This is a genomic window from Pseudomonas sp. LRP2-20, assembly GCF_024349685.1.
In the GTDB taxonomy this organism is placed as follows: domain Bacteria; phylum Pseudomonadota; class Gammaproteobacteria; order Pseudomonadales; family Pseudomonadaceae; genus Aquipseudomonas.
The window spans coordinates 4,097,580-4,117,454 of sequence record NZ_AP025944.1; the positions used below are offsets into that span (position 1 = coordinate 4,097,580).

Annotated in this window: 13 protein-coding genes; 8 read left to right on the forward strand and 5 right to left on the reverse strand. The window is 64.4% G+C overall.

The window, feature by feature from the left end; translation table 11 throughout:
• Positions 1-48: 48 nt before the first annotated feature.
• Entirely contained in the window at positions 49-843 is a 795-nt protein-coding gene (locus OCX61_RS18365) for an endonuclease/exonuclease/phosphatase family protein (protein ID WP_261940805.1), read from the forward strand.
• Between the two features lie 320 nt (positions 844-1,163).
• On the forward strand, positions 1,164-2,243 hold the full coding sequence (locus tag OCX61_RS18370; protein WP_261940806.1) for an autotransporter domain-containing protein: 1,080 nt from the start codon (positions 1,164-1,166) through the stop codon (positions 2,241-2,243).
• 117 nt (positions 2,244-2,360) lie between these two features.
• On the opposite strand, the gene glgB is transcribed toward OCX61_RS18370, so the two are convergent.
• The 3 genes from glgB to OCX61_RS18385 form a co-directional block, all read right to left on the reverse strand.
• On the reverse strand, positions 2,361-4,571 hold the full coding sequence (glgB, locus tag OCX61_RS18375) for a 1,4-alpha-glucan branching protein GlgB (RefSeq protein WP_261940807.1): 2,211 nt from the start codon (positions 4,569-4,571) through the stop codon (positions 2,361-2,363).
• The gene (treS, locus tag OCX61_RS18380; RefSeq protein ID WP_261940808.1) at positions 4,572-7,889 is read right to left on the reverse strand and encodes a maltose alpha-D-glucosyltransferase; all 3,318 of its coding nucleotides are present in this window, start codon (positions 7,887-7,889) and stop codon (positions 4,572-4,574) included.
• 141 nt (positions 7,890-8,030) lie between these two features.
• Positions 8,031-10,049: an alpha-1,4-glucan--maltose-1-phosphate maltosyltransferase gene (locus OCX61_RS18385; protein WP_261940809.1), complete on the reverse strand. Its 2,019-nt coding sequence runs from the start codon at positions 10,047-10,049 to the stop codon at positions 8,031-8,033.
• Between the two features lie 140 nt (positions 10,050-10,189).
• Between OCX61_RS18385 and OCX61_RS18390 the strand changes: the two genes are divergently transcribed.
• Positions 10,190-10,351, forward strand: coding sequence for a hypothetical protein (locus tag OCX61_RS18390; protein WP_261940810.1), 162 nt, complete (start codon positions 10,190-10,192; stop codon positions 10,349-10,351).
• A gap of 129 nt (positions 10,352-10,480) precedes the next feature.
• On the opposite strand, the gene OCX61_RS18395 is transcribed toward OCX61_RS18390, so the two are convergent.
• Positions 10,481-12,160: an AMP-binding protein gene (locus tag OCX61_RS18395; protein ID WP_261940811.1), complete on the reverse strand. Its 1,680-nt coding sequence runs from the start codon at positions 12,158-12,160 to the stop codon at positions 10,481-10,483.
• A 321-nt stretch (positions 12,161-12,481) separates the two neighbouring features.
• On the opposite strand from OCX61_RS18395, the gene OCX61_RS18400 reads away from it, so the two are divergent.
• From OCX61_RS18400 to OCX61_RS18415, 4 genes are read left to right on the forward strand one after another with little or no spacing between them, the layout of a single operon-like run.
• Positions 12,482-13,645, forward strand: coding sequence for an isovaleryl-CoA dehydrogenase (locus OCX61_RS18400; protein WP_261940812.1), 1,164 nt, complete (start codon positions 12,482-12,484; stop codon positions 13,643-13,645).
• Between the two features lie 19 nt (positions 13,646-13,664).
• Positions 13,665-15,272, forward strand: a complete 1,608-nt coding sequence (locus tag OCX61_RS18405) for a carboxyl transferase domain-containing protein (RefSeq protein WP_261940813.1) — start codon at positions 13,665-13,667, stop codon at positions 15,270-15,272.
• 3 nt (positions 15,273-15,275) lie between these two features.
• Positions 15,276-16,091: a gamma-carboxygeranoyl-CoA hydratase gene (locus OCX61_RS18410; protein ID WP_261940814.1), complete on the forward strand. Its 816-nt coding sequence runs from the start codon at positions 15,276-15,278 to the stop codon at positions 16,089-16,091.
• Entirely contained in the window at positions 16,088-18,040 is a 1,953-nt protein-coding gene (locus OCX61_RS18415; protein ID WP_261940815.1) for an acetyl/propionyl/methylcrotonyl-CoA carboxylase subunit alpha, read from the forward strand. Before OCX61_RS18410 ends, OCX61_RS18415 begins: the two co-directional genes overlap by 4 nt.
• 347 nt (positions 18,041-18,387) lie before the next feature.
• Here OCX61_RS18415 and OCX61_RS18420 read toward each other — a convergent pair whose 3' ends face one another.
• A complete protein-coding gene (locus OCX61_RS18420; protein ID WP_261940816.1) occupies positions 18,388-19,095 on the reverse strand; it encodes a LexA family transcriptional regulator in 708 nt (235 codons plus the stop codon).
• Between the two features lie 87 nt (positions 19,096-19,182).
• Here OCX61_RS18420 and OCX61_RS18425 point away from each other — a divergent pair, with 87 nt between their 5' ends.
• Positions 19,183-19,494: a DUF6124 family protein gene (locus OCX61_RS18425; protein ID WP_261940817.1), complete on the forward strand. Its 312-nt coding sequence runs from the start codon at positions 19,183-19,185 to the stop codon at positions 19,492-19,494.
• Positions 19,495-19,875: the final 381 nt, after the last annotated feature.

Genomic DNA, 19,875 nt, shown 5'->3' on the forward strand with positions numbered 1-19,875 from the left:
CACCGGCGCGCCCTGTCCCATCTGTATCTGTTGCATTGAGGAGCCACCGTGAACCTCGAAGCCGGCAGCCCAGGTTTCATCAGCACCCGCCAGTCCGCGCCCGTCAAACGGCTGCGGGTGCTGACTGTGAACACGCACAAGGGCTTCACCGCCTTCAACCGGCGCTTCATTCTGCCTGAGCTACGCGAGGCGGTGCGCAGTACCCAGGCCGATATCGTCTTTCTCCAGGAAGTGCTCGGCAGTCACGATCGCCATGCCGCACGCTATCCCGGCTGGCCACAGACTTCGCAATATGAATTCCTCGCCGACAGCATGTGGAGCGACTTCGCCTATGGCCGCAATGCGGTCTACCCCGATGGCCACCACGGCAATGCACTGCTGTCCAAGTACCCGATCATCGAACACCGCAACCTCGACGTGTCGATCACCGGCCCCGAGCGTCGCGGCCTGTTGCATTGCATCCTCGACGTCCCCGGCCAGCACAAGGTGCATGCCATCTGCGTGCACCTGTCGCTGCTGGAAAGCCACCGGCAGAAGCAGTTGCAACTGCTGCGCCAGCTCCTCGATGCACTGCCCAAGGATGCACCGGTAATCATCGCCGGCGACTTCAACGACTGGCAGCAACACGGTAACCGCATCCTGCGCCTGCAGCGCGACTTGCACGAGGCCTTCGAGCGCCACCACGGCCTGCTCGCCCGCACCTACCCGGCCCGCTTGCCGCTACTGCGCCTGGACCGCATCTACCTGCGCAATGCCGATAGCCATGCGCCGCAGATTCTGGGGCACAAACCTTGGACGCACCTTTCCGACCACTTGCCACTGGCCGTTGAGGTCAGGTTGTAACAATGATTCGGCATAGCCAATGGCGCAGAAATAGCGATCACCGCTATACCAAACAACTTCGCCAAGATAATCATAGGGTTAACGGCAGTCACGGAGTGTGAACAGACCTTTCACGCTTTCTTGACGCAAGCCCCGGACTCTCCTTAGCTGAACAGTATCACTAGACGTAAAAACTCGCGCCGGGCCTCTAGCTCGCGCCTTTGTGCGCGCTCGCGAAAGCTGGCGTGCTGGTTTGGGTCGCCCTCTGTTTTTGTCGTACAGCTCGTGACAACAGGCCAGGTCCTTGGGCTTTGCAACAAAAAAAACAGAGGAGATCCGCCATGAAAAGAACCTCGAATCCCTTGCGCTTCGATCATTTTTTCTACGCGGTTTCCACGTCGATGCTTCTGGCAACCCCGGTGGAAACGTTCGCGTTCGAATTGCAGGAAGATCCGATCTCCCCCAGCTACCTGCAACACGCGACGGTGCCGACGTTGTCGCTCGACCCGGTCAGCGCCAGCGGCCTGAGCCTGGGTACGCTTAACGCCTTCAGTGAGAAGATGGGCGAACGGCACAGCCTGCCAGCCCCCGACCTGGTGGGCGGCCAGTGGGCACAGTTCTTCCCTGGCGCCACGCCGCAGCCTGGCGCGCGGACGCCAGAGCAGCTGGAAGCGCCCAGCCAGCAACTGATGATCGGCCCGGACCTGTTCGTGCGTGAAACCGCCGATGGCAACGTGCACCGTGCGGGCATCTTCGTGGGGCACAACAACCTGCAGAGCAGCTTCAACGGCGCACGGCCGTTGCTGGGGGACAAGCAGCGCAATGCGGTCAACCTCAGCGGCGAGAGCCTGGGGGTGTACTGGAGCATGACCCATGAGCAAGGCTGGCACCTGGATGCCGTGGCCATGGGCTCACGCATCGAGGTGATGGGCCGTGGCGACAAAGGCCAACGGCTGGATGACAGCGGCCATGCGATGACCTTCTCGGTGGAGGGCGGTTACCCGATCGGCCTGGGGGGTGGCTGGGTGATCGAGCCCCAGGCGCAGTTGATCAACCAGCAGTTCTTCCCCGGCAACCAGGTGCAGGCAGAGACCTTGCAGGCCTTTGACAGCCAGCCCAGCTGGAGCGGACGCGTGGGTGCCAAATTGTCCGGGCGCTACGAGGTCAAAGGCATGCCGATCGAGCCCTATGTGCGGACCAACGTCTGGTATGACTTCAACGACACCAGCGAGGTGAAGCTGGACCAGGTCGACAAGATCTCCAGCTCGCGTTATTCGACCACGGTGGAACTGGGTTTGGGGCTGGTGGCACGAGTGACACCATCGGTGGCGCTGTTTGTCAGTGCCGATTACAGCAGCGATGTGGATGGCAACGACCTCAACGGGCTGATTGGCAGCCTTGGGGTGCGGATGCGGTGGTAGGCAGGCACGGCCTCTTCGCGGGCAAGCCCGCTCCCACAGAAATAGCACTCACCTGAAGGTTGGTGCAGTACCTGTGGGAGCGGGCTTGCCCGCGAAGAGGCCGACACAGGCGATGAATCAGGCCGGTTTCATTACCAGAACCCCAAGCGGCGGCAGGTTCAGCGCCAATGACAGTGGCTGCCCATGGCTGGCCACTTGATCACTCTCCACCGCCCCCAGATTGCCGACATTCGACCCGGCATACAGCTCGGCATCGCTGTTGAGCAACTCCTGCCAACGCGCCCCGAACGGCACGCCAATCCGGTACCCCTCGCGCGGCACCGGGGTAAAGTTGGCCACCACCAGCAGCGGCTCGCCCTGGCTGCTCCAGCGTAACCAGGCATACACGCTGTTGTGCGCGTCATCGCCGATCAGCCACTGGAAGCCCTGGGGCTGGCAGTCCTGCTCGTGCAGCGCCGGCAGCTCGCGGTACAGGCGGTTCAGGTCACCGACCAGGCGCTGCACGCCCTGGTGTTCCGGGTACTGCAGCAGGTACCAGTCCAGCTGGTGGTCGTGGTTCCACTCGCGCCACTGGCCGAACTCGCAGCCCATGAACAGCAGCTTCTTGCCTGGGTGGGTCCACATGAAGGTCAGGTAGGCGCGCAGGTTGGCGAACTTCTGCCAGCGGTCGCCGGGCATCTTGTCGATCAACGAATGCTTGCCGTGCACCACCTCATCATGGGAAATGGGCAGGATGAAATGCTCGGAGTAGGCGTAGATCAGGCCGAAGCTCATTTCGTTGTGGTGATAGGTGCGGTGCACCGGGTCGTTCTGGATGTAATGCAAGGTGTCGTGCATCCAGCCCATGTTCCACTTGTAGGCAAAACCCAGGCCGCCCTGCTGGATCGGCTGGCTGACGCCTGGCCAGGCGGTGGACTCCTCGGCGATGATCAGCGCCCCCGGCGCCTCGTGGGCGGCGATGCCGTTGAGGTGGCGGATGAAGTCGATGGCCTCGAGGTTTTCGCGCCCACCGTGGCGGTTTGGCACCCACTCGCCGGCCTTGCGCGAATAGTCGCGGTACAGCATCGAAGCGACCGCATCGACGCGCAGGCCGTCGACATGGAAGTGCTTGAGCCAGTGCAGCGCCGAGGCCAGCATGAAACCGCGCACTTCGTTGCGGCCAAGGTTGTAGATCAGCGTGTTCCAGTCCTGGTGGAAGCCTTCCAGCGGGTTGTCGTACTCATACAGTGCGGTGCCGTCGAAACGCGCCAGGCCATGTTCGTCGGTGGGGAAATGCGCCGGCACCCAATCGAGGATCACGCCGATGCCGCCCTGGTGGCAGGCATCGACGAAGAACGCGAAGTCCTCGGCGCTGCCATAGCGTGAAGTCGGGGCGAACAACGACAGCGGCTGATAGCCCCAGGAACCACCGAATGGATGCTCCATGATCGGCAACAGTTCGATGTGGGTGAAGCCCAGCTGCTGCACGTAAGGCACCAGGCGTTCGGCAAGCTCGCGCCAGTTGTAGTAGCGCGACACTTCTCCCAGTTCGTCGAGCTCGCATTGCCAGGAGCCGGGGTGCAGTTCGTAGATCGACAGCGGTGCACTGTAGGCATGGCGCTGGGCGCGGTGTTCCATCCAGTCGTGGTCATGCCATTCGTGGCTCAGCTCACCGGCCACCTTCGACGCCGTACTCGGCGGCAGCTCGGTGGCGCGGGCCAGCGGGTCAGCCTTGAGCGGCAGTATGCCGTCCTTGCCGAGCACTTCGAACTTGTAGGTTTCACCCACGCCCAAGCGCGGCACGAACAGCTCCCACACCCCGGCGCTGTGGCGCAGGCGCATGGGGTGGCGGCGGCCGTCCCAGTTGTTGAAGTCGCCCACCACCGAGACCCGTCGGGCATTGGGTGCCCACACCGAGAAGCACACGCCATCGATGCCATCGACCTGGACCGGCTGGGCGCCAAAGCGCCCGGACAAGTCGCGGTGATTGCCCTCGGCGAACAGGTAGAGGTCCATGTCACCCAGTTGCGGGCCAAAGCTGTAGGGGTCTTCGGTCACCTGCTCGCCCCCGGCCCAGCCGATCTGCAGCAGGTACGGGTGTGCCTCATCAAGGTGCGCGCTGAACAGGCCGGGCAGGCTGCCCTGCACCATTTCGGCGAGGACACGCCCATCATGGCGCGCCAGCAGCCGCACGTTCAGCGCATTGGGCAGGAACGCCCGCACCAGCAAGCCGCCCTGCCCGTCTGCATGGGGGCCCAGCACTGCAAATGGATCGGCGTGCTCGGCGCGGGCCAGGGCATCCAGGTCACGTTGCCGAAGGCCGCCGTTATCACGCGTGGTTGCATTCATCTATGACTCTCCCCAGGTACTGATCAGTCCATGCAAGCCATGCAAGGGCACGGCCAGCCAACTCGGACGGTTTTCGGCTTCGTATGTAATTTCGTAGGCGGCTTTTTCCAGGCAGAACAACTCCAGTGCGGCGCGCTCGCCTTCGGCCTGTTGCCAGGCGTGGGGCATGGCGGCGGTGGCCAGGCCATAGGCCTCGACGAAGGCATGCCGCGACTGGTGCAGGTACTGCCGGGCAACCCGTTGCCGGGCCTGGCGCGCCGGGCCGGAAAGGTCGACCGCAGACGCGCTGCGCAGGATCATCGCAGCAGCATAGTCGAAGGATCGCAACACGCCGCTGACATCCTTGTACGGACTGTGTTTGGCCCGGCGCTCGTCCAGCGGACGGGCCGGCTCGCCCTCGAAATCGATCAGGTAGGCATCGCCCTGTACCACCAGGACCTGGCCCAGATGCAAGTCGCCGTGCACGCGCATCAGCAGGCCACCCTGGGCCTGTTCGGCGAGCCTGGCGATGTGCTGGGCAAGGCCGTCACGCTGCTGTTGCAGGTCGTCGACCAGGGCCTGGCTGTCGCTGTCGAGGTGTTCGCGGTGCTGGGCCAGCAGGTCGAGGGCGTGGTTCAGTTCGGCACTGATCTGCACGCTCCAGCGTTGGCTGTCGTCGGCGTCGCTGGGGCGCGGCTGGAAGGCTTGATCGTTGCTCGGTGCCGCCAGCAGCAGGTGCATCTCGCCCAGGCGCTGGCCGAGCAAGGCAGCGAATCCGTTGAGTTCGGCCAGCGCATCGGTATGGGCTTCGGCATCAGCGCTGGTCGGCTCCATCTCATCGCGGATGGCCCGCTCCAGGGTGTTCTGGGTCCAGGCCCAGGCATCGCCCTGATTGCTCAGGTAGCCCTGGGCGATCATCAACAGGTGCGGCGCGCCCTGCTCGTCGACGCGGCTGACCCAGGCCAGCAGCGGCGAGATGTTGGCGAAGCCGCCGGCGGTGAGGTAGGCGCTCATCTCCAGCTCCGGGTGAATGCCCGGATTGACCCGACGGATAAGCTTGAGCACCACGCGGTCGCCAATCACCACCGAGCTGTTGGACTGCTCGGCGCTGAGGTAACGCACTGGGCTTTCCTCATTCAGCTCAAGCTCAGCCAGCTGTGCGGTGCACTCAAAGTGCAGTTCGCCCTGGCCATTGCCGCAAGGCAGCTGCACACCGTCCTGACAGGCGCGCAGTACAGCGCGGATGAACGGTTCAAGGACGAAGGCGTCGGTGATCAGGCCAACCTGGCGGCCACGGCGGACCCGCGCCAGCGCCAGCTGCTGCGGCAGCGCCGTGTTGATCTGTTCTTCCGGCAGCAGGCCGAACGGCAGCTGGTACTGGTTGGCCACGCCGTCGCTGAGCACTTCGATCTCGCTGAGCAGCACTGGTGTGGTGGCGGTGCCAAAGCGCACGCCGTAGCGCAGGCGCACCTGGTCGATCGGGCCTTCCTTGCCGGCGAACCAGCGGCGCTTGGGCAGGTATTGCGGCAGGATGGTGCCTTGCAGGGTGTCGCTGGAGGGCGGTTCGAGCAGTTCTTCCATGCGTTTGCGCAGCACTAACGTGGTCAATTCCGGCAACCCCTCGGTGGCTTGGATGTGCCAGCTGGGCATGCGGTCGTGGGCAGCCAGCAGGAACCAGTAAAAGGCATAAGGCGGCAAGGTCAGCAGGAACGGCAACTGGCCGATCGGCGGGAAGGCGCTGCCGCCGAGCATCTCAACCGGCACTTTGTCAGCGTATTGCGACAGTTCGAGCTCGGCGGCCTGGGCGGCGCGGGAAACGTTGGCGACGCAAAGAATCACCTCGCTGTTGCCATCGGCGTCGGTGTACTCGCGGATGTACGCCAGGATGCGCCGGTTGCTTGGCGTGAGCATGCGCAGGCTGCCGCGGCCAAAGGCCTTCTGCTGCTTGCGTACCGCCAGCAGGCGGCGGTTCCAGTTCAGCAACGAGTGCGGATCATGGGCCTGGGCTTCGACGTTGACGGTCTGGTAGCCGTACAACGGGTCCATGATCGGCGGCAGCACCAGGCGCTGCGGGTCGGCCCTGGAGAAACCGCCGTTGCGGTCTGGCGACCATTGCATCGGCGTACGCACGCCGTCGCGGTCACCGAGGTAGATGTTGTCGCCCATGCCCAGTTCGTCGCCGTAGTACAGGGTTGGCGTGCCGGGCATCGACAACAGCAGGCTGGTTAGCAGTTCGATGCGCCGGCGGTCGCGCTGCAGCAGCGGCGCCAGGCGCCGGCGGATGCCAAGATTGATGCGCGCGCGGCGGTCTTCGGCGTAGTAGTTCCACAGGTAGTCGCGCTCGCGATCGGTGACCATCTCCAGGGTCAGCTCATCGTGGTTGCGCAAAAAGATCGCCCACTGGCAGTTGGCCGGGATATCCGGGGTCTGGCGCAGGATGTCGGTGATCGGGAAGCGGTCCTCCATGGCCAGGGCCATGTACATGCGCGGCATCAGCGGAAAGTGGAAGGCCATGTGGCATTCGTCGCCATCACCCTCGCCGAAGTACGGGCGGGTGTCCTCGGGCCACTGGTTGGCCTCGGCCAGCAGCATGCGGTCGGGGTAGTTGGCATCGATTTCGGCGCGGATGGCCTTGAGCACCCTGTGGGTCTCGGGCAGGTTTTCGTTGTGGGTGCCATCGCGCTCGATCAGGTACGGGATGGCATCCAGGCGCAGGCCGTCGACACCCAGGTCGAGCCAGAAGCGCATCACCTCGATGACGGCCTTGAGCACCTGCGGGTTGTCGAAGTTGAGGTCCGGCTGGTGCGAATAGAAACGGTGCCAGAAATACTGGCCGGCGACCGGGTCCCAGGTCCAGTTGGACTTCTCGGTGTCGAGGAAGATGATCCGCGTGCCGTCGTATTTCTGATCGTCGTCCGACCACACGTAGAAGTCCCGCGCCTTGCTGCCGCGCTTGGCATGGCGGGCGCGCTGGAACCAGGGGTGCTGGTCGCTGGTGTGGTTGATGACCAGCTCGGTGATCACCCGCAGGCCGCGCTTGTGTGCCTCGGCGATGAAGCGGCGGGCATCGGCCATGCTGCCATAGTCCGGGTGCACAGCCTTGTACTCGGCGATATCGTAGCCATCGTCGCGCCGTGGCGAGGGGTAGAACGGCAGCAGCCACAGGGTGTTTACGCCCAGTTCGGCGATATAGTCGAGCTTGCTGATCAGGCCAGCGAAATCACCAATGCCGTCGTTGTTGGCATCGAAGAACGACTTGATGTGCAGCTGGTAGATCACGGCGTCCTTGTACCACAGCGGGTCATCGATGAAGGCTGCCGGGCGGGAACGCTTGGCCATGGGTGACTCCTTTCTGTCCTGGGTTCGGCGAGATCCTTGTGGGAGCGGGCTTGCCCGCGAAGCAGGCACCGCAGTGGATGGCACCGGCTTTGCCGGTGTTCGCGGGCAAGCCCGCTCCCACAGGGAATGTGGCGTGCCGTGCTAACGGGCCTTTTCTATGCGCCAGATGCCGAACGGCTGGTGCCAGGGTTCGATACGCATCCACTGGGTCTTGCCATGCCAGGTCCAGCGATGGCCGTTCATCAGGTCCTCGCCGTGGGTGTCGGCGTTGTCATCCAGCCCCAACTCCCACAATGGCAACTCGAAACTGGCTTCCTGGGCGTTGTGCGGGTCGAGGCTGATCGCCACCAGGATGTAGTTGTCGCGCTCGGGCGTGCGCTTGGCGAAGTACAGGATGTTGTCGTTCCAGCAGTTGAAGAACGCCACGCCCAGGTGGGTGTGCAACGCCCGGTTCTGCCGGCGGATACGGTTGAGCTGGGCAATTTCGGCAATGATGTTGCCGGGCTGGTTGAAATCACGCGGGCGGATCTCGTACTTCTCCGAATCCAGGTACTCCTCCTTGCCCGGCAGTGGCGTGCCTTCGCACAGTTCGAAGCCTGAATACATGCCCCACAGCCCCGACCCCATGGTCGCCAGTGCGGCGCGGATGAGGAAGCCGGCACGGCCCGAGCTGTGCAGGAAAAAGGGGTTGATGTCGGGCGTATTGACGAAGAAATTCGGCCGGTAGCAGTAGCACCACGGCGGCTGGTTGAGTTCCTCGAAATATTCGCGCAGCTCCTGCTTGGTGTTGCGCCAGGTGAAGTAGGTGTAGCTCTGCGCATACCCCACCTTGCCCAGGCGCGCCATCATCGCCGGCCGGGTGAAGGCCTCGGCCAGGAAGATCACCTCGGGGTGCTGGCTGCGCACATTGGCGATCAGCCATTGCCAGAACGGCAGCGGCTTGGTGTGCGGGTTGTCGACGCGGAAGGTCTTCACGCCCTCCTCGACCCAGCCAACCACCACGTCACGCAGGGCCAGCCACAGGCTCGGTACCGCGTCGGCGGCGTAGAAGTCGACGTTGACGATGTCCTGGTATTTCTTCGGCGGGTTTTCGGCGTAGCGGATGGTGCCGTCGGGGCGCCAGCTGAACCAGCCAGGGTGCTCCTTGAGCCAGGGGTGATCCTGGGAGCACTGGATGGCGAAGTCCAGGGCGATCTCCAGGCCGTGCTCGGCGGCGGCGGCGACCAGGCGGCGGAAGTCCTCGCGCGTGCCCAGCTGCGGGTGGATGGCCTCGTGGCCACCCTCGGGGCTGCCGATCGCGTAGGGGCTGCCGGGGTCGCCGGGCTCGGCGCGCAACGCATTGTTGCGGCCCTTGCGGTGCTGGGTGCCGATCGGGTGGATCGGCGGGAAGTACAGCACATCGAAGCCCATGTCGCGGATCATCGGCAAACGTTCGTGCACGTCGTTGAAGGTGCCGTGGCGCTCGGGGCTGTCGGTGATCGAACGCGGGAACAGCTCGTACCAGCTGGCGAACAGTGCGGCCGGCCGGTCGACATCGAGGGGGAACTCACGGCTGCGGGTCAGGTAGCTGCGGTGCTCGGCTTCGGCCATCAGCCGTGCGGTGTCAGGGTGCAGCAGCAGCGCCACCTGGTCATCGGCCTTGAGCGAAGCCAGCTGCTGTTGCAAGGCTGCGATCTCTTCGCGCAGCACGCCTTCGCTGAGGTCGATGCCCTGGCCGAGCATCAGCCGCCCCTCTTCCAGCTCCAGCTCGACCGCGACGCCGGCGTGGTACTTCTTCTCCAGGTCGTGGCAATAGGTGGCGAACGGGTCGATCCAGGCCTCGATGCTGAACAGGTGCGGGCCCAGTTCGGTGGGGGTGAAATCAGCCAGCCACAGGTCATTGCCCGGCGACTGCATTGGCACGCAGTGCCAGCGGCGGCTGTGCGCCTGGCGCCAGTTGAGCATGACCACCAGGCGGTCGTGGCCGTCGCTGTAGACCTTGCTGCTGACCGTAACCTGTTGGCCGCTGACGGCCTTGGCGGCGAACGTGCCGGCTTCGAGCACGGGTTGGGTGTCTTCGATGACGATGCGTGGCGCCAGCAGCGCCTGGGACAGGCTGATGGCCTGATCCGGGTGATCATTCGCCGTGGGCGCACTTTCAAAGGGCTCGTTTCGTGACATCGACCTTGCTCCCTCAGGCTTGTGGCGGTAAGGGTTCAGAGCCGGGCGCAGACAAGGGGTTCAAAATAATTGAGCGAACGGCAACTGCCGGCGGTCAGAGCCTGCAGCACCTCTTCAATTCACCCCTGCGAGGCCAGGCCATGAACATTCCCATTCCACCGGAAACACCCGACCCCAACATCGACGACCCGAGCCTGCCGCCGCCCGTGCCGGAAAAGGATCCGGACGAGCTGCCGATCAAGCCGACCGTACCGCCGACGGTGGGTGATCCGCCGAGTGATGAACCACCGGTGAAGGCTTAAGGGTAGACCCGCTGTTCATGAAGGGTGGGCGGACTCGCCGTTAAATATGTCTGCCTGTGCCACCGAGCGCCGCCCACGCGGCGCTCGATCTCGACCCCAGCAGACATACCGCGACGAGCCCTATCAGCCTCACTCGGTCACAGCTGCCATCTCCGCCACGCTGATTTCCCTCATCCGGAACTTCTGCACCTTCCCCGTGACAGTCATCGGAAACTCTTCGACGAAGCGGAAATGCCGCGGCACCTTGAAGTGCGCAATGCGCGCCTTGCACCAGCCTTGAAGCTCTTCAACCGTGGCACTGTGCCCCGGATGCAGCTTGATCCAGGCCACGATCTCCTCGCCATAACGGCTGCACGGAATACCCACCACCTGCGCATCGGCCACCGCCGGGTGGGTGTAGAAGAACTCTTCCAGCTCACGCGGGTAGATGTTCTCGCCGCCACGAATGATCATGTCCTTGTTGCGCCCGACGATGCGTACGTAGCCATGCTCGTCCATCACCGCCAGGTCGCCCGAGTGCATCCAGCCGGCCGGGTCGATGGCATCCGCCGTGGCCTGGGGATTGTCCCAGTAGCCGAGCATCACGCTGTAGCCACGGGTGCACAGTTCGCCGATCTCGCCGCGGGCGACGATGCAGCCGTCGGCGTCCACCAGCTTGGTCTCCAGCTGAGGCTGGGTGCGGCCGACGGTGGTCACGCGCAGCTCCAGTTCGTCATCCGGGCCGGTCTGCAGGGATACCGGGCTGGTTTCGGTCATGCCATAGGCAATCTGTACTTGCGCCATGTGCATCTGGTCGATCACCCGGCGCATCACCTCGATCGGGCAGGTAGCGCCAGCCATGATGCCGCTGCGCAGGGTCGACAGGTCCAGTTGCGTGCGCGACGGGTGGTCGAGCATGGCGATGAACATGGTCGGCACGCCATAGAGGATGCTGGCGCGCTCTTCGGCCACGGCGCGCAGGGTCAGCTCGGCGTCGAAGGCGTCGTTCGGGTAGACCATGGTGCTGCCGTGGGTGATGCAGCCGAGGTTGGCCATGACCATGCCGAAGCAGTGGTACAACGGCACCGGGATCACCATGCGGTCGCGTTCGGTCAAACCCAGGCTTTCGCCGACCATGAAGCCGTTGTTGAGGATGTTGTAGTGGCTGAGCGTGGCACCTTTGGGCGCGCCGGTGGTGCCGGAGGTGTACTGGATGTTCACCGGCTGGTCGAACTGCAGGCCCTGCTGACGCGCCGCATAGGCTTCGATCGCAGTCTGCCCTGCCCGCTCGGCCAGGGCTTGCCAGGGCAGGAAGCCGCTGGGCGGGTTGGCCGCCAGGCTGATGACCCCACGCAGTTCGGGCAGGCGCTCACTGGCCAGCTCGCCAAGGTTGGCGGTCGCCAACTCCGCTACCAGTTCCTGAACCATGGCATGGTAATCGGAGGTCTTGAACGCATCGGCGCACACCAGCCAGCGGCAGCCGGACTGGCGTAGTACGTACTCCAGTTCACCCACGCGATAGGCCGGGTTGATGTTGACCAGGATCGCACCGACCTTGGCGCTGGCCAGCTGCAGGATGCACCACTGGGCGCAGTTGGGTGACCAGATGCCGACCCGGTCGCCAGTGTTCACGCCCAGCGCCATCAGGGCGCGGGCATGGATGTCGACCTGTTCGGCCAGCTGCCGCCAGCTGTAGCGCAGGCCCTGGTGGCGCACCACCAGCGCTTCGCCATCGGCGCAGCGGGCCACGGTGGCATCGAAGGCCTGGCCGATGGTCAGGGTCAGCAGCGGTTGGTCCTGGCGGCCGCGGGTGTAGCTTGGTTGACTCATGGGTGTCCCTTCTTGTGGTTGTTCTGGGCACGGCTGAAACGAGCTGGGAATACTCTGGCGCAGATTTACGTTTACGTAAAGGTGATGATCGGATTGACAGCGACCAAAGGCAGGTTTACGTTAACGTAAAGGTGATGAACAACACCGGCCCAAGCTTGACGCCGAACCCTGTGGGAGCGGGCTTGCCCGCGAATGCGATCATTTAGGCAATGACGGTGATCCTGCTGACGCTTTCGCGGGCAAGCCCGCTCCCACAGGGTTCGGCGACTCACACTTGAGCTACGGTGTTATCCAATTTCAAGAACAACAAGGTGCCCCCGCATGCATTACCCCACCCTGAACTTCGCCCTGGGCGAAACCATCGACATGCTCCGCGACCAGGTGCGCACCTTCGTCGCCGCCGAACTGGCCCCGCGCGCCGCGCAGATCGACCATGACAACCTGTTCCCCGCCGACATGTGGCGCAAGTTCGGCGACATGGGCCTGCTGGGCATTACCGTTGCCGAGGAATACGGCGGCGCCGGCCTGGGCTACCTGGCCCACGTGGTGTCGATGGAAGAAATCAGCCGTGGCTCGGCCTCGGTCGCCCTCTCCTACGGCGCCCACTCCAACCTCTGCGTCAACCAGATCAACCGCAACGGCAGCCACGAGCAGAAGCTCAAGTACCTGCCCAAGCTAATCAGCGGCGAGCACATTGGCGCCCTGGCCATGAGCGAGCCCAACGCCGGTTCCGACGTGGTGTCGATGAAGCTGCGCGCCGAGAAGCGCGGCGACCACTACGTGCTCAACGGCAGCAAGACCTGGATCACCAACGGCCCCGACGCCAACACCTACGTGATCTACGCCAAGACCGACCTTGACAAGGGCCCCCACGGCATCACCGCGTTCATCGTCGAACGTGACTGGAAAGGCTTCAGCCGCAGCAACAAGTTCGACAAGCTGGGCATGCGCGGCTCCAACACCTGCGAGCTGTTCTTCGACGGCGTCGAAGTGCCGGAAGAAAACATCCTCGGCCAGCTCAACGGCGGCGTGCGCGTGCTGATGAGCGGCCTGGACTACGAGCGCGTGGTGCTGTCCGGCGGCCCGACCGGCATCATGCAAAGCTGCATGGACCTGGTGGTGCCGTACATCCACGATCGCAAGCAGTTCGGCCAGAGCATCGGCGAGTTCCAGCTGATCCAGGGCAAGATCGCCGACATGTACACCCAGCTCAATGCCAGCCGCGCCTACCTGTATGCCGTGGCCCAGGCCTGCGACCGCGGCGAGACCACCCGCAAGGACGCCGCCGGGGTGATCCTCTACACCGCCGAACGCGCTACGCAAATGGCCCTGGAAGCGATCCAGATTCTCGGTGGCAACGGCTACATCAACGAGTTCCCGGCTGGCCGCCTGCTGCGCGATGCCAAACTGTACGAGATCGGTGCCGGCACCAGCGAAATCCGCCGGATGCTGATCGGCCGCGAACTGTTCAACGAAACCCGCTGAGCACAGGGGACGGGCGCACATGGCTACCTTGCACACCCAGATCAACCCGCGTTCGGCGGAGTTCGCCCGCAACAGCGCGGCCATGCTCGAACAGGTCCAGGCCCTGCGCGGCCTGCTCGCCCAGGTGGCCCAGGGCGGCGGGCCCAAGGCCCAGGAACGGCATACCTCGCGTGGCAAACTGCTGCCGCGCGAACGCATCGACCGCCTGCTCGACCCAGGCTCGCCGTTCCTCGAGATCGGCCAGCTGGCCGCCCATGAGGTATACGGCGAAGACGTGCCGGCCGCAGGCGTGATCGCCGGCATCGGCCGCGTCGAAGGCGTGGAATGCATGATCGTGGCCAACGACGCCACGGTCAAAGGCGGCTCCTACTACCCGCTGACGGTGAAGAAGCACCTGCGCGCGCAGACCATCGCCCTGCAGAACCGCCTGCCATGCATTTACCTGGTGGACTCCGGCGGCGCCAACCTGCCGCGCCAGGATGAAGTGTTCCCCGATCGCGAGCACTTCGGGCGGATCTTCTTCAACCAGGCCAACATGAGCGCGCTGGGCATCCCGCAGATCGCCGTGGTGATGGGCTCGTGCACCGCGGGCGGCGCCTACGTGCCGGCCATGGCCGACGAAGCGATCATGGTGCGCCAGCAGGCGACCATCTTCCTCGCCGGGCCGCCGTTGGTGAAAGCCGCCACCGGTGAAGTGGTCAGCGCCGAAGACCTCGGCGGGGCCGATGTGCACTGCCGCACCAGCGGCGTCGCCGACCACTACGCCGACAACGACGAACATGCCCTGGCCATCGCCCGGCGCAGCGTCGCCAACCTCAACTGGCACAAGCTCGGCAAGCTGCAGCGCCAGGCGCCGGTGGCGCCGCTGTACAACGCCGACGAGCTGTATGGCGTGGTCCCGGCCGATGCCAAGCAGCCATTCGATGTGCGCGAAGTGATCGCGCGGCTGGTCGACGGCTCGGTGTTCGATGAGTTCAAGGCGCTGTTCGGCACCACCCTGGTGTGCGGTTTCGCCCACCTGCATGGCTACCCGGTGGCGATTCTGGCCAACAACGGCATCCTCTTCGCCGAAGCCGCGCAAAAAGGCGCGCACTTCATCGAGCTGGCCTGCCAGCGCGGCATCCCGCTGCTGTTCCTGCAGAACATCACCGGCTTCATGGTCGGCAAGAAGTACGAGGAAGGCGGCATCGCCAAGCACGGCGCCAAGCTGGTCACCGCCGTCGCCTGCGCCCAGGTGCCGAAGTTCACGGTGATCATCGGCGGCAGCTTCGGCGCCGGCAACTACGGCATGTGCGGCCGCGCCTACGACCCGCGTTTCCTGTGGATGTGGCCCAACGCGCGGATTGGCGTGATGGGCGCCGAGCAGGCCGCCGGGGTGTTGGCCCAGGTCAAGCGCGAGCAGAGCGAACGCAGCGGCCAAGCCTTCAGTGCCGAGGACGAGGCCAGGCTCAAGCAGCCGATCCTCGACCAGTACGAGCACCAGGGCCACCCCTACTACTCCAGCGCCCGCCTGTGGGACGACGGTGTCATCGACCCGGCGCAGACCCGCGACGTGCTTGGCCTTGCGTTGTCAGCCGCGTTGAACGCGCCGATCGAACAGAGCCGCTTCGGCATTTTCCGGATGTGACCCATGAGCGATTTCAGCACCCTCGAAGTGATCCGCGACCCGCGCGGCTTCGCCACCCTGTGGCTGAGCCGCGAGGACAAGAACAACGCCTTCAACGCGCTGATGATCCGCGAACTGATCGTTGCCCTCGACCAGCTGGCCGAAGACGCCAGCCTGCGCTTCCTGCTGCTGCGCGGCCGTGGCCGGCACTTCAGCGCCGGCGCCGACCTGGCCTGGATGCAGCAATCGGCGCAACTGGACTTCAACACCAACCTCGATGACGCCCGCGAACTCGGCGAGCTGATGTACGCCCTGCATCGCCTGAAGGCGCCGACCCTGGCCGTGGTGCAAGGCGCGGCCTTCGGTGGCGCGCTGGGCCTGATCAGTTGCTGTGACATGGCCATCGGCGCCGAAGACGCCCAGCTGTGCCTGTCGGAGGTGCGCATCGGCCTGGCACCGGCGGTGATCAGCCCGTTCGTGGTCAAGGCCATCGGCGAACGCGCAGCACGCCGCTATGCCCTGACCGCCGAGCGCTTCAGCGGCGCACGTGCCCGCGAGCTGGGCCTGCTGGCCGAGGTGTACCCGGCCAGCGAACTGGATGCCCAGGTCGAAGCCTGGGTGAGCAACCTGCTGCAGAACAGCCCGCAAGCGCTGCGCGCCACCAAGGACCTGCTACGCGAGGTGGACGACGGCGAACTCAGCCCGGCCCTGCGCCGCTACTGTGAAAACACCATCGCCCGCATCCGCGTCAGCGCCGAAGGCCAGGAGGGCCTGCGCGCCTTCCTGGAAAAACGCCGCCCCGCCTGGCAAACCGACGACAAGAAGGAACCGCGCCCATGAGCCGTCCCGCTTTGACCACCCTGCTGGTCGCCAACCGTGGCGAAATCGCCTGCCGGGTGATGCGCACTGCCAAGGCCATGGGCCTGACCACGGTCGCCGTGCACAGCGCCACCGACCGTGACGCCCGCCACAGCCGTGAGGCCGACATTCGCGTCGACCTGGGCGGCAGCAAGGCCGCCGACAGCTACCTGGTGGTCGACAAGATTCTCGCTGCGGCCAAGGCCAGTGGCGCCCAGGCCATCCACCCAGGCTATGGTTTCCTGTCCGAAAACGCAGGCTTTGCCCGCGCCATCGAACAGGCCGGGCTGATTTTCCTCGGCCCACCCGCAAGTGCCATCGATGCCATGGGCAGCAAGTCGGCCGCCAAGGCGCTGATGGAAGACGCCGGCGTGCCGCTGGTGCCCGGTTACCACGGCGAAGCGCAAGACCTGGACACCTTCCGCGCCGCCGCCGAACGCATTGGCTACCCGGTGCTGCTCAAGGCCAGCGCCGGTGGTGGCGGCAAGGGCATGAAAGTGGTCGAGGAAGAAAGCCAGCTGGCCGACGCCCTGGCCTCGGCTCAGCGTGAGGCGCAGTCGTCGTTCGGCGATGCGCGCATGCTGGTGGAAAAGTACGTGCTCAAGCCACGCCATGTGGAGATCCAGGTGTTCGCCGACCAGCTCGGCAACTGCCTGTACCTCAACGAGCGTGACTGCTCGATCCAGCGTCGCCACCAGAAGGTGGTCGAAGAAGCGCCAGCCCCCGGCCTGTCCCCCGAGCTGCGCCGGGCCATGGGCGAGGCAGCGGTGCGCGCGGCCCAGGCGATTGGCTATGTCGGTGCCGGCACCGTCGAGTTTCTGCTCGATGCCCGCGGCGAGTTCTTCTTCATGGAGATGAACACCCGCCTGCAGGTGGAACACCCGGTCACCGAAGCCATCACCGGCCTCGACCTGGTGGCCTGGCAGATTCGCGTGGCCTGCGGCGAGCCGCTGCCGATGACTCAGGAGCAGGTGCCGCTGATCGGCCATGCCATCGAAGTGCGGCTGTATGCCGAGGACCCGGCCAATGAGTTCCTGCCGGCCACCGGTACGCTCGCGCTGTACCGCGAATCGGCACCGGGCGAAGGCCGCCGGGTGGACAGCGGGGTCAGCGAAGGCGATGTGGTATCGCCGTTCTACGACCCGATGCTGGGCAAACTGATTGCCTGGGGGCAGGACCGCGAACAGGCACGCCTGCGCTTGCTGGCCATGCTCGATGAATTCGCCATCGGCGGGCTGAAGACCAACATTGCCTTCCTGCGCCGTATTCTCGCCCACCCGGCCTTCGCGGCGGCAGAGCTGGATACCGGGTTCATTCCACGCCATCAGGAGGTGCTGTTGCCGGCACCGCAGGCATTGCCGGCGGGCTTCTGGGAAGCCGCGGCAGAGGCCTGGCTGCAAGGCCAGGCGCCGCTCCAGCGGGCCGACGATGGCCGTTCGCCGTGGGCCGAGCGCAATGGCCTGCGCCTGGGGCTGCCGGCACGCAGCAGCCTGCACCTGGTGAGTGGCGGCGAAAAACAGGCGGTTGCCCTGGAGCGCAGCTCCACTGCCACCTGGCAGCTTGAAGGTGAACAGCTGAGCCATGATGAGGGCGGAATCCGTCGCCGCTACCTGGCGGTGCGCCGCGCTGGCACTTTGTTCCTGCGCTGGGATGGCGAAATGCATGCCGTCGAAGCCTTCGACCCGATTGCCGAGGCCGAAGCCAGTCACAGCCATCAGGGCGGGTTGGGCGCGCCCATGAACGGCAGCATCGTGCGGGTGCTGGTGGCGCCAGGCCAGGTGGTGGAGGCAGGAACTGCCCTGGTGGTGCTTGAGGCGATGAAGATGGAGCACAGCATTCGCGCGCCCCATGGCGGGACGGTGAAGGCGCTGTTCTGCCAGGAAGGGGATATGGTCAGCGAAGGGACGGTGTTGGTCGAACTGATGGAGTGAGGCGGTGGGTTGCGGCCGACAGGTGTAGGTCGTGGCATTTTTAGCGCCTGAGGGATCGAGCGCCGCCCGCGCGGCGCATCGCGAGCTCTGCTCGCTCCTACGTTTGTTTCGGGCCAATTATTCCTGGGGGATTTGCGCGCGGACGCCTTGGCGCAATGCACGATACCGCGTCGTGCAAACAAGGCGGTCGCGCGCGTCTGCCACAGGCGTTACTGGCCAGAAACAAACGTAGGAGCGAGCAGAGCTCGCGATGCGCCGCGCGGGCGGCGCTCGATTTCGCAGGCACAAAAAAAGCTGCGGCATGCACCTGCCAGCCCTCACTCAAATGCCATGCCCGACCCCACGCCCTAGAAGACGCCGTGCACCCGCACGACCACCCCGAGAAACTCGCAGCCCTCTTCACACACCAGCGTCGGATAACTACGGTTCAGCGCCTTCAGGTACTGCTGCCCACCCTCCTCGGCCAACTCCCGCAGAATCGCCGTCTTCCCCGGCTGCCGGGCAATCACCAACCGGCCCGGCTCCGCCTCCAGCCCCGGGTCCACCAGTATCCGCATGCCCTGCGGCACGCTGCGGCCACTGGCAGCGCTCATCGCGTCATTTTCCACGGTCAACCAGAACGCCTTGCCCTGTGCCAGGTAGTCCGTCTGTTCGAATACACCCGGCTCGGACATCTCTGCGGCACCTAGCTCATCCCACGCCAACACCGGGTAGCGGAAGCACACGATGTACTGCATGAGGTCAAGTTCTTCATCGTCGTCATGCACCTCGTAGGTGCCACGCTCCTCGCCAACCTGGCCCTGTATCCGCAGCTGCAAGCTGACGCTGTAGTGGGGCATGCCAATCTCGACGAACGTACGGTTCATCGATTCGATCTTGGGCTGGCGCCGCTTGTTCACCCAATGCCCCACGCTGCCTTGAGACACGCCGACGCGCTCGGCAAGCTGCTCTTGGGTGAGCTTCAACTCCTCCATCCGGTCACGGACGAGGGCAATCCATTTATCCATATTCATCGCTGGCACGATACGGACTGCCTTCTGGCGCTCAATAAACATTCAGTATTATTTCTAGAAAAGCACATAAATACCCAAGGTATTAAACTCAGGCAGAACCCTTTCCCATTGGCTTGCGCAGGTATCAGGATGAAACCACCGAAAGACGACGTAACAGATCTCGACAGCGAAGCAGCCCGCCGCGCGCTCGATTACTACCTCAACCCCAACCCCACGCGCCCAAGCGCGCACAACCAGATCTGGACCTTGCATGCCGGCGTCACCGCCGAGCAGGCCCAGGACCACGCCATCGAGTTGTTGCGCTGTGCTGCGGCCACCGCGCACGAAACGGCTTCCCATCAGGAAGGCAGCACCCGCGAGCTGACGTTTGCACTCATGCACATGATCGATATGGCCAGAGCCCTGCTGGAGCACAGGCGCGCCCTGCAAAACGGGCTGTAGGCAAAAAGAAGAAGGGAGAACGTGATGGCCGGCTGCCGGCGAAAGGCCCCGCGCGCCGGGACAAGGAAGCGCGCCGGTAAAACTTTTTTACCGGATAACTGAAAATTCATTTGACTGGCAAATGATAACGATTATTATTGCACTCAGCTGATCGCAAGATCTGCTGGATAACCCGGAGCTTAGGTCGCTCCAGATTATCTCCTCATCAGGCTAATCACGGTTTTTGACCCGGCTTTTTGCCGGGTCATTTTTTTTGGCTCTTCAGGCTAATGAAGATCGTTGATGGCGCGCATGATAGCAAAAGTGTTTCAGAGCGTGAACGCTCATTACAAATCTTTGCGGAACCAGCACTTGAGAATCAATCTCGTTTTTACTACGCTG

Bases quoted from the DNA above. Each gene is read 5' to 3' on its own strand.
- glgB (WP_261940807.1), bottom strand. From the start codon at position 4,571: ATGAATGCAACCACGCGTGATAACGGCGGCCTTCGGCAACGTGACCTG.
- OCX61_RS18410 (WP_261940814.1), top strand. From the start codon at position 15,276: ATGAGCGATTTCAGCACCCTCGAAGTGATCCGCGACCCGCGCGGCTTC.
- OCX61_RS18415 (WP_261940815.1), top strand. From the start codon at position 16,088: ATGAGCCGTCCCGCTTTGACCACCCTGCTGGTCGCCAACCGTGGCGAA.
- OCX61_RS18425 (WP_261940817.1), top strand. From the start codon at position 19,183: ATGAAACCACCGAAAGACGACGTAACAGATCTCGACAGCGAAGCAGCC.
- OCX61_RS18395 (WP_261940811.1), bottom strand. From the start codon at position 12,160: ATGAGTCAACCAAGCTACACCCGCGGCCGCCAGGACCAACCGCTGCTG.
- OCX61_RS18400 (WP_261940812.1), top strand. From the start codon at position 12,482: ATGCATTACCCCACCCTGAACTTCGCCCTGGGCGAAACCATCGACATG.
- OCX61_RS18420 (WP_261940816.1), bottom strand. From the start codon at position 19,095: ATGTTTATTGAGCGCCAGAAGGCAGTCCGTATCGTGCCAGCGATGAAT.
- OCX61_RS18390 (WP_261940810.1), top strand. From the start codon at position 10,190: ATGAACATTCCCATTCCACCGGAAACACCCGACCCCAACATCGACGAC.
- OCX61_RS18405 (WP_261940813.1), top strand. From the start codon at position 13,665: ATGGCTACCTTGCACACCCAGATCAACCCGCGTTCGGCGGAGTTCGCC.
- OCX61_RS18370 (WP_261940806.1), top strand. From the start codon at position 1,164: ATGAAAAGAACCTCGAATCCCTTGCGCTTCGATCATTTTTTCTACGCG.
- treS (WP_261940808.1), bottom strand. From the start codon at position 7,889: ATGGCCAAGCGTTCCCGCCCGGCAGCCTTCATCGATGACCCGCTGTGG.
- OCX61_RS18385 (WP_261940809.1), bottom strand. From the start codon at position 10,049: ATGTCACGAAACGAGCCCTTTGAAAGTGCGCCCACGGCGAATGATCAC.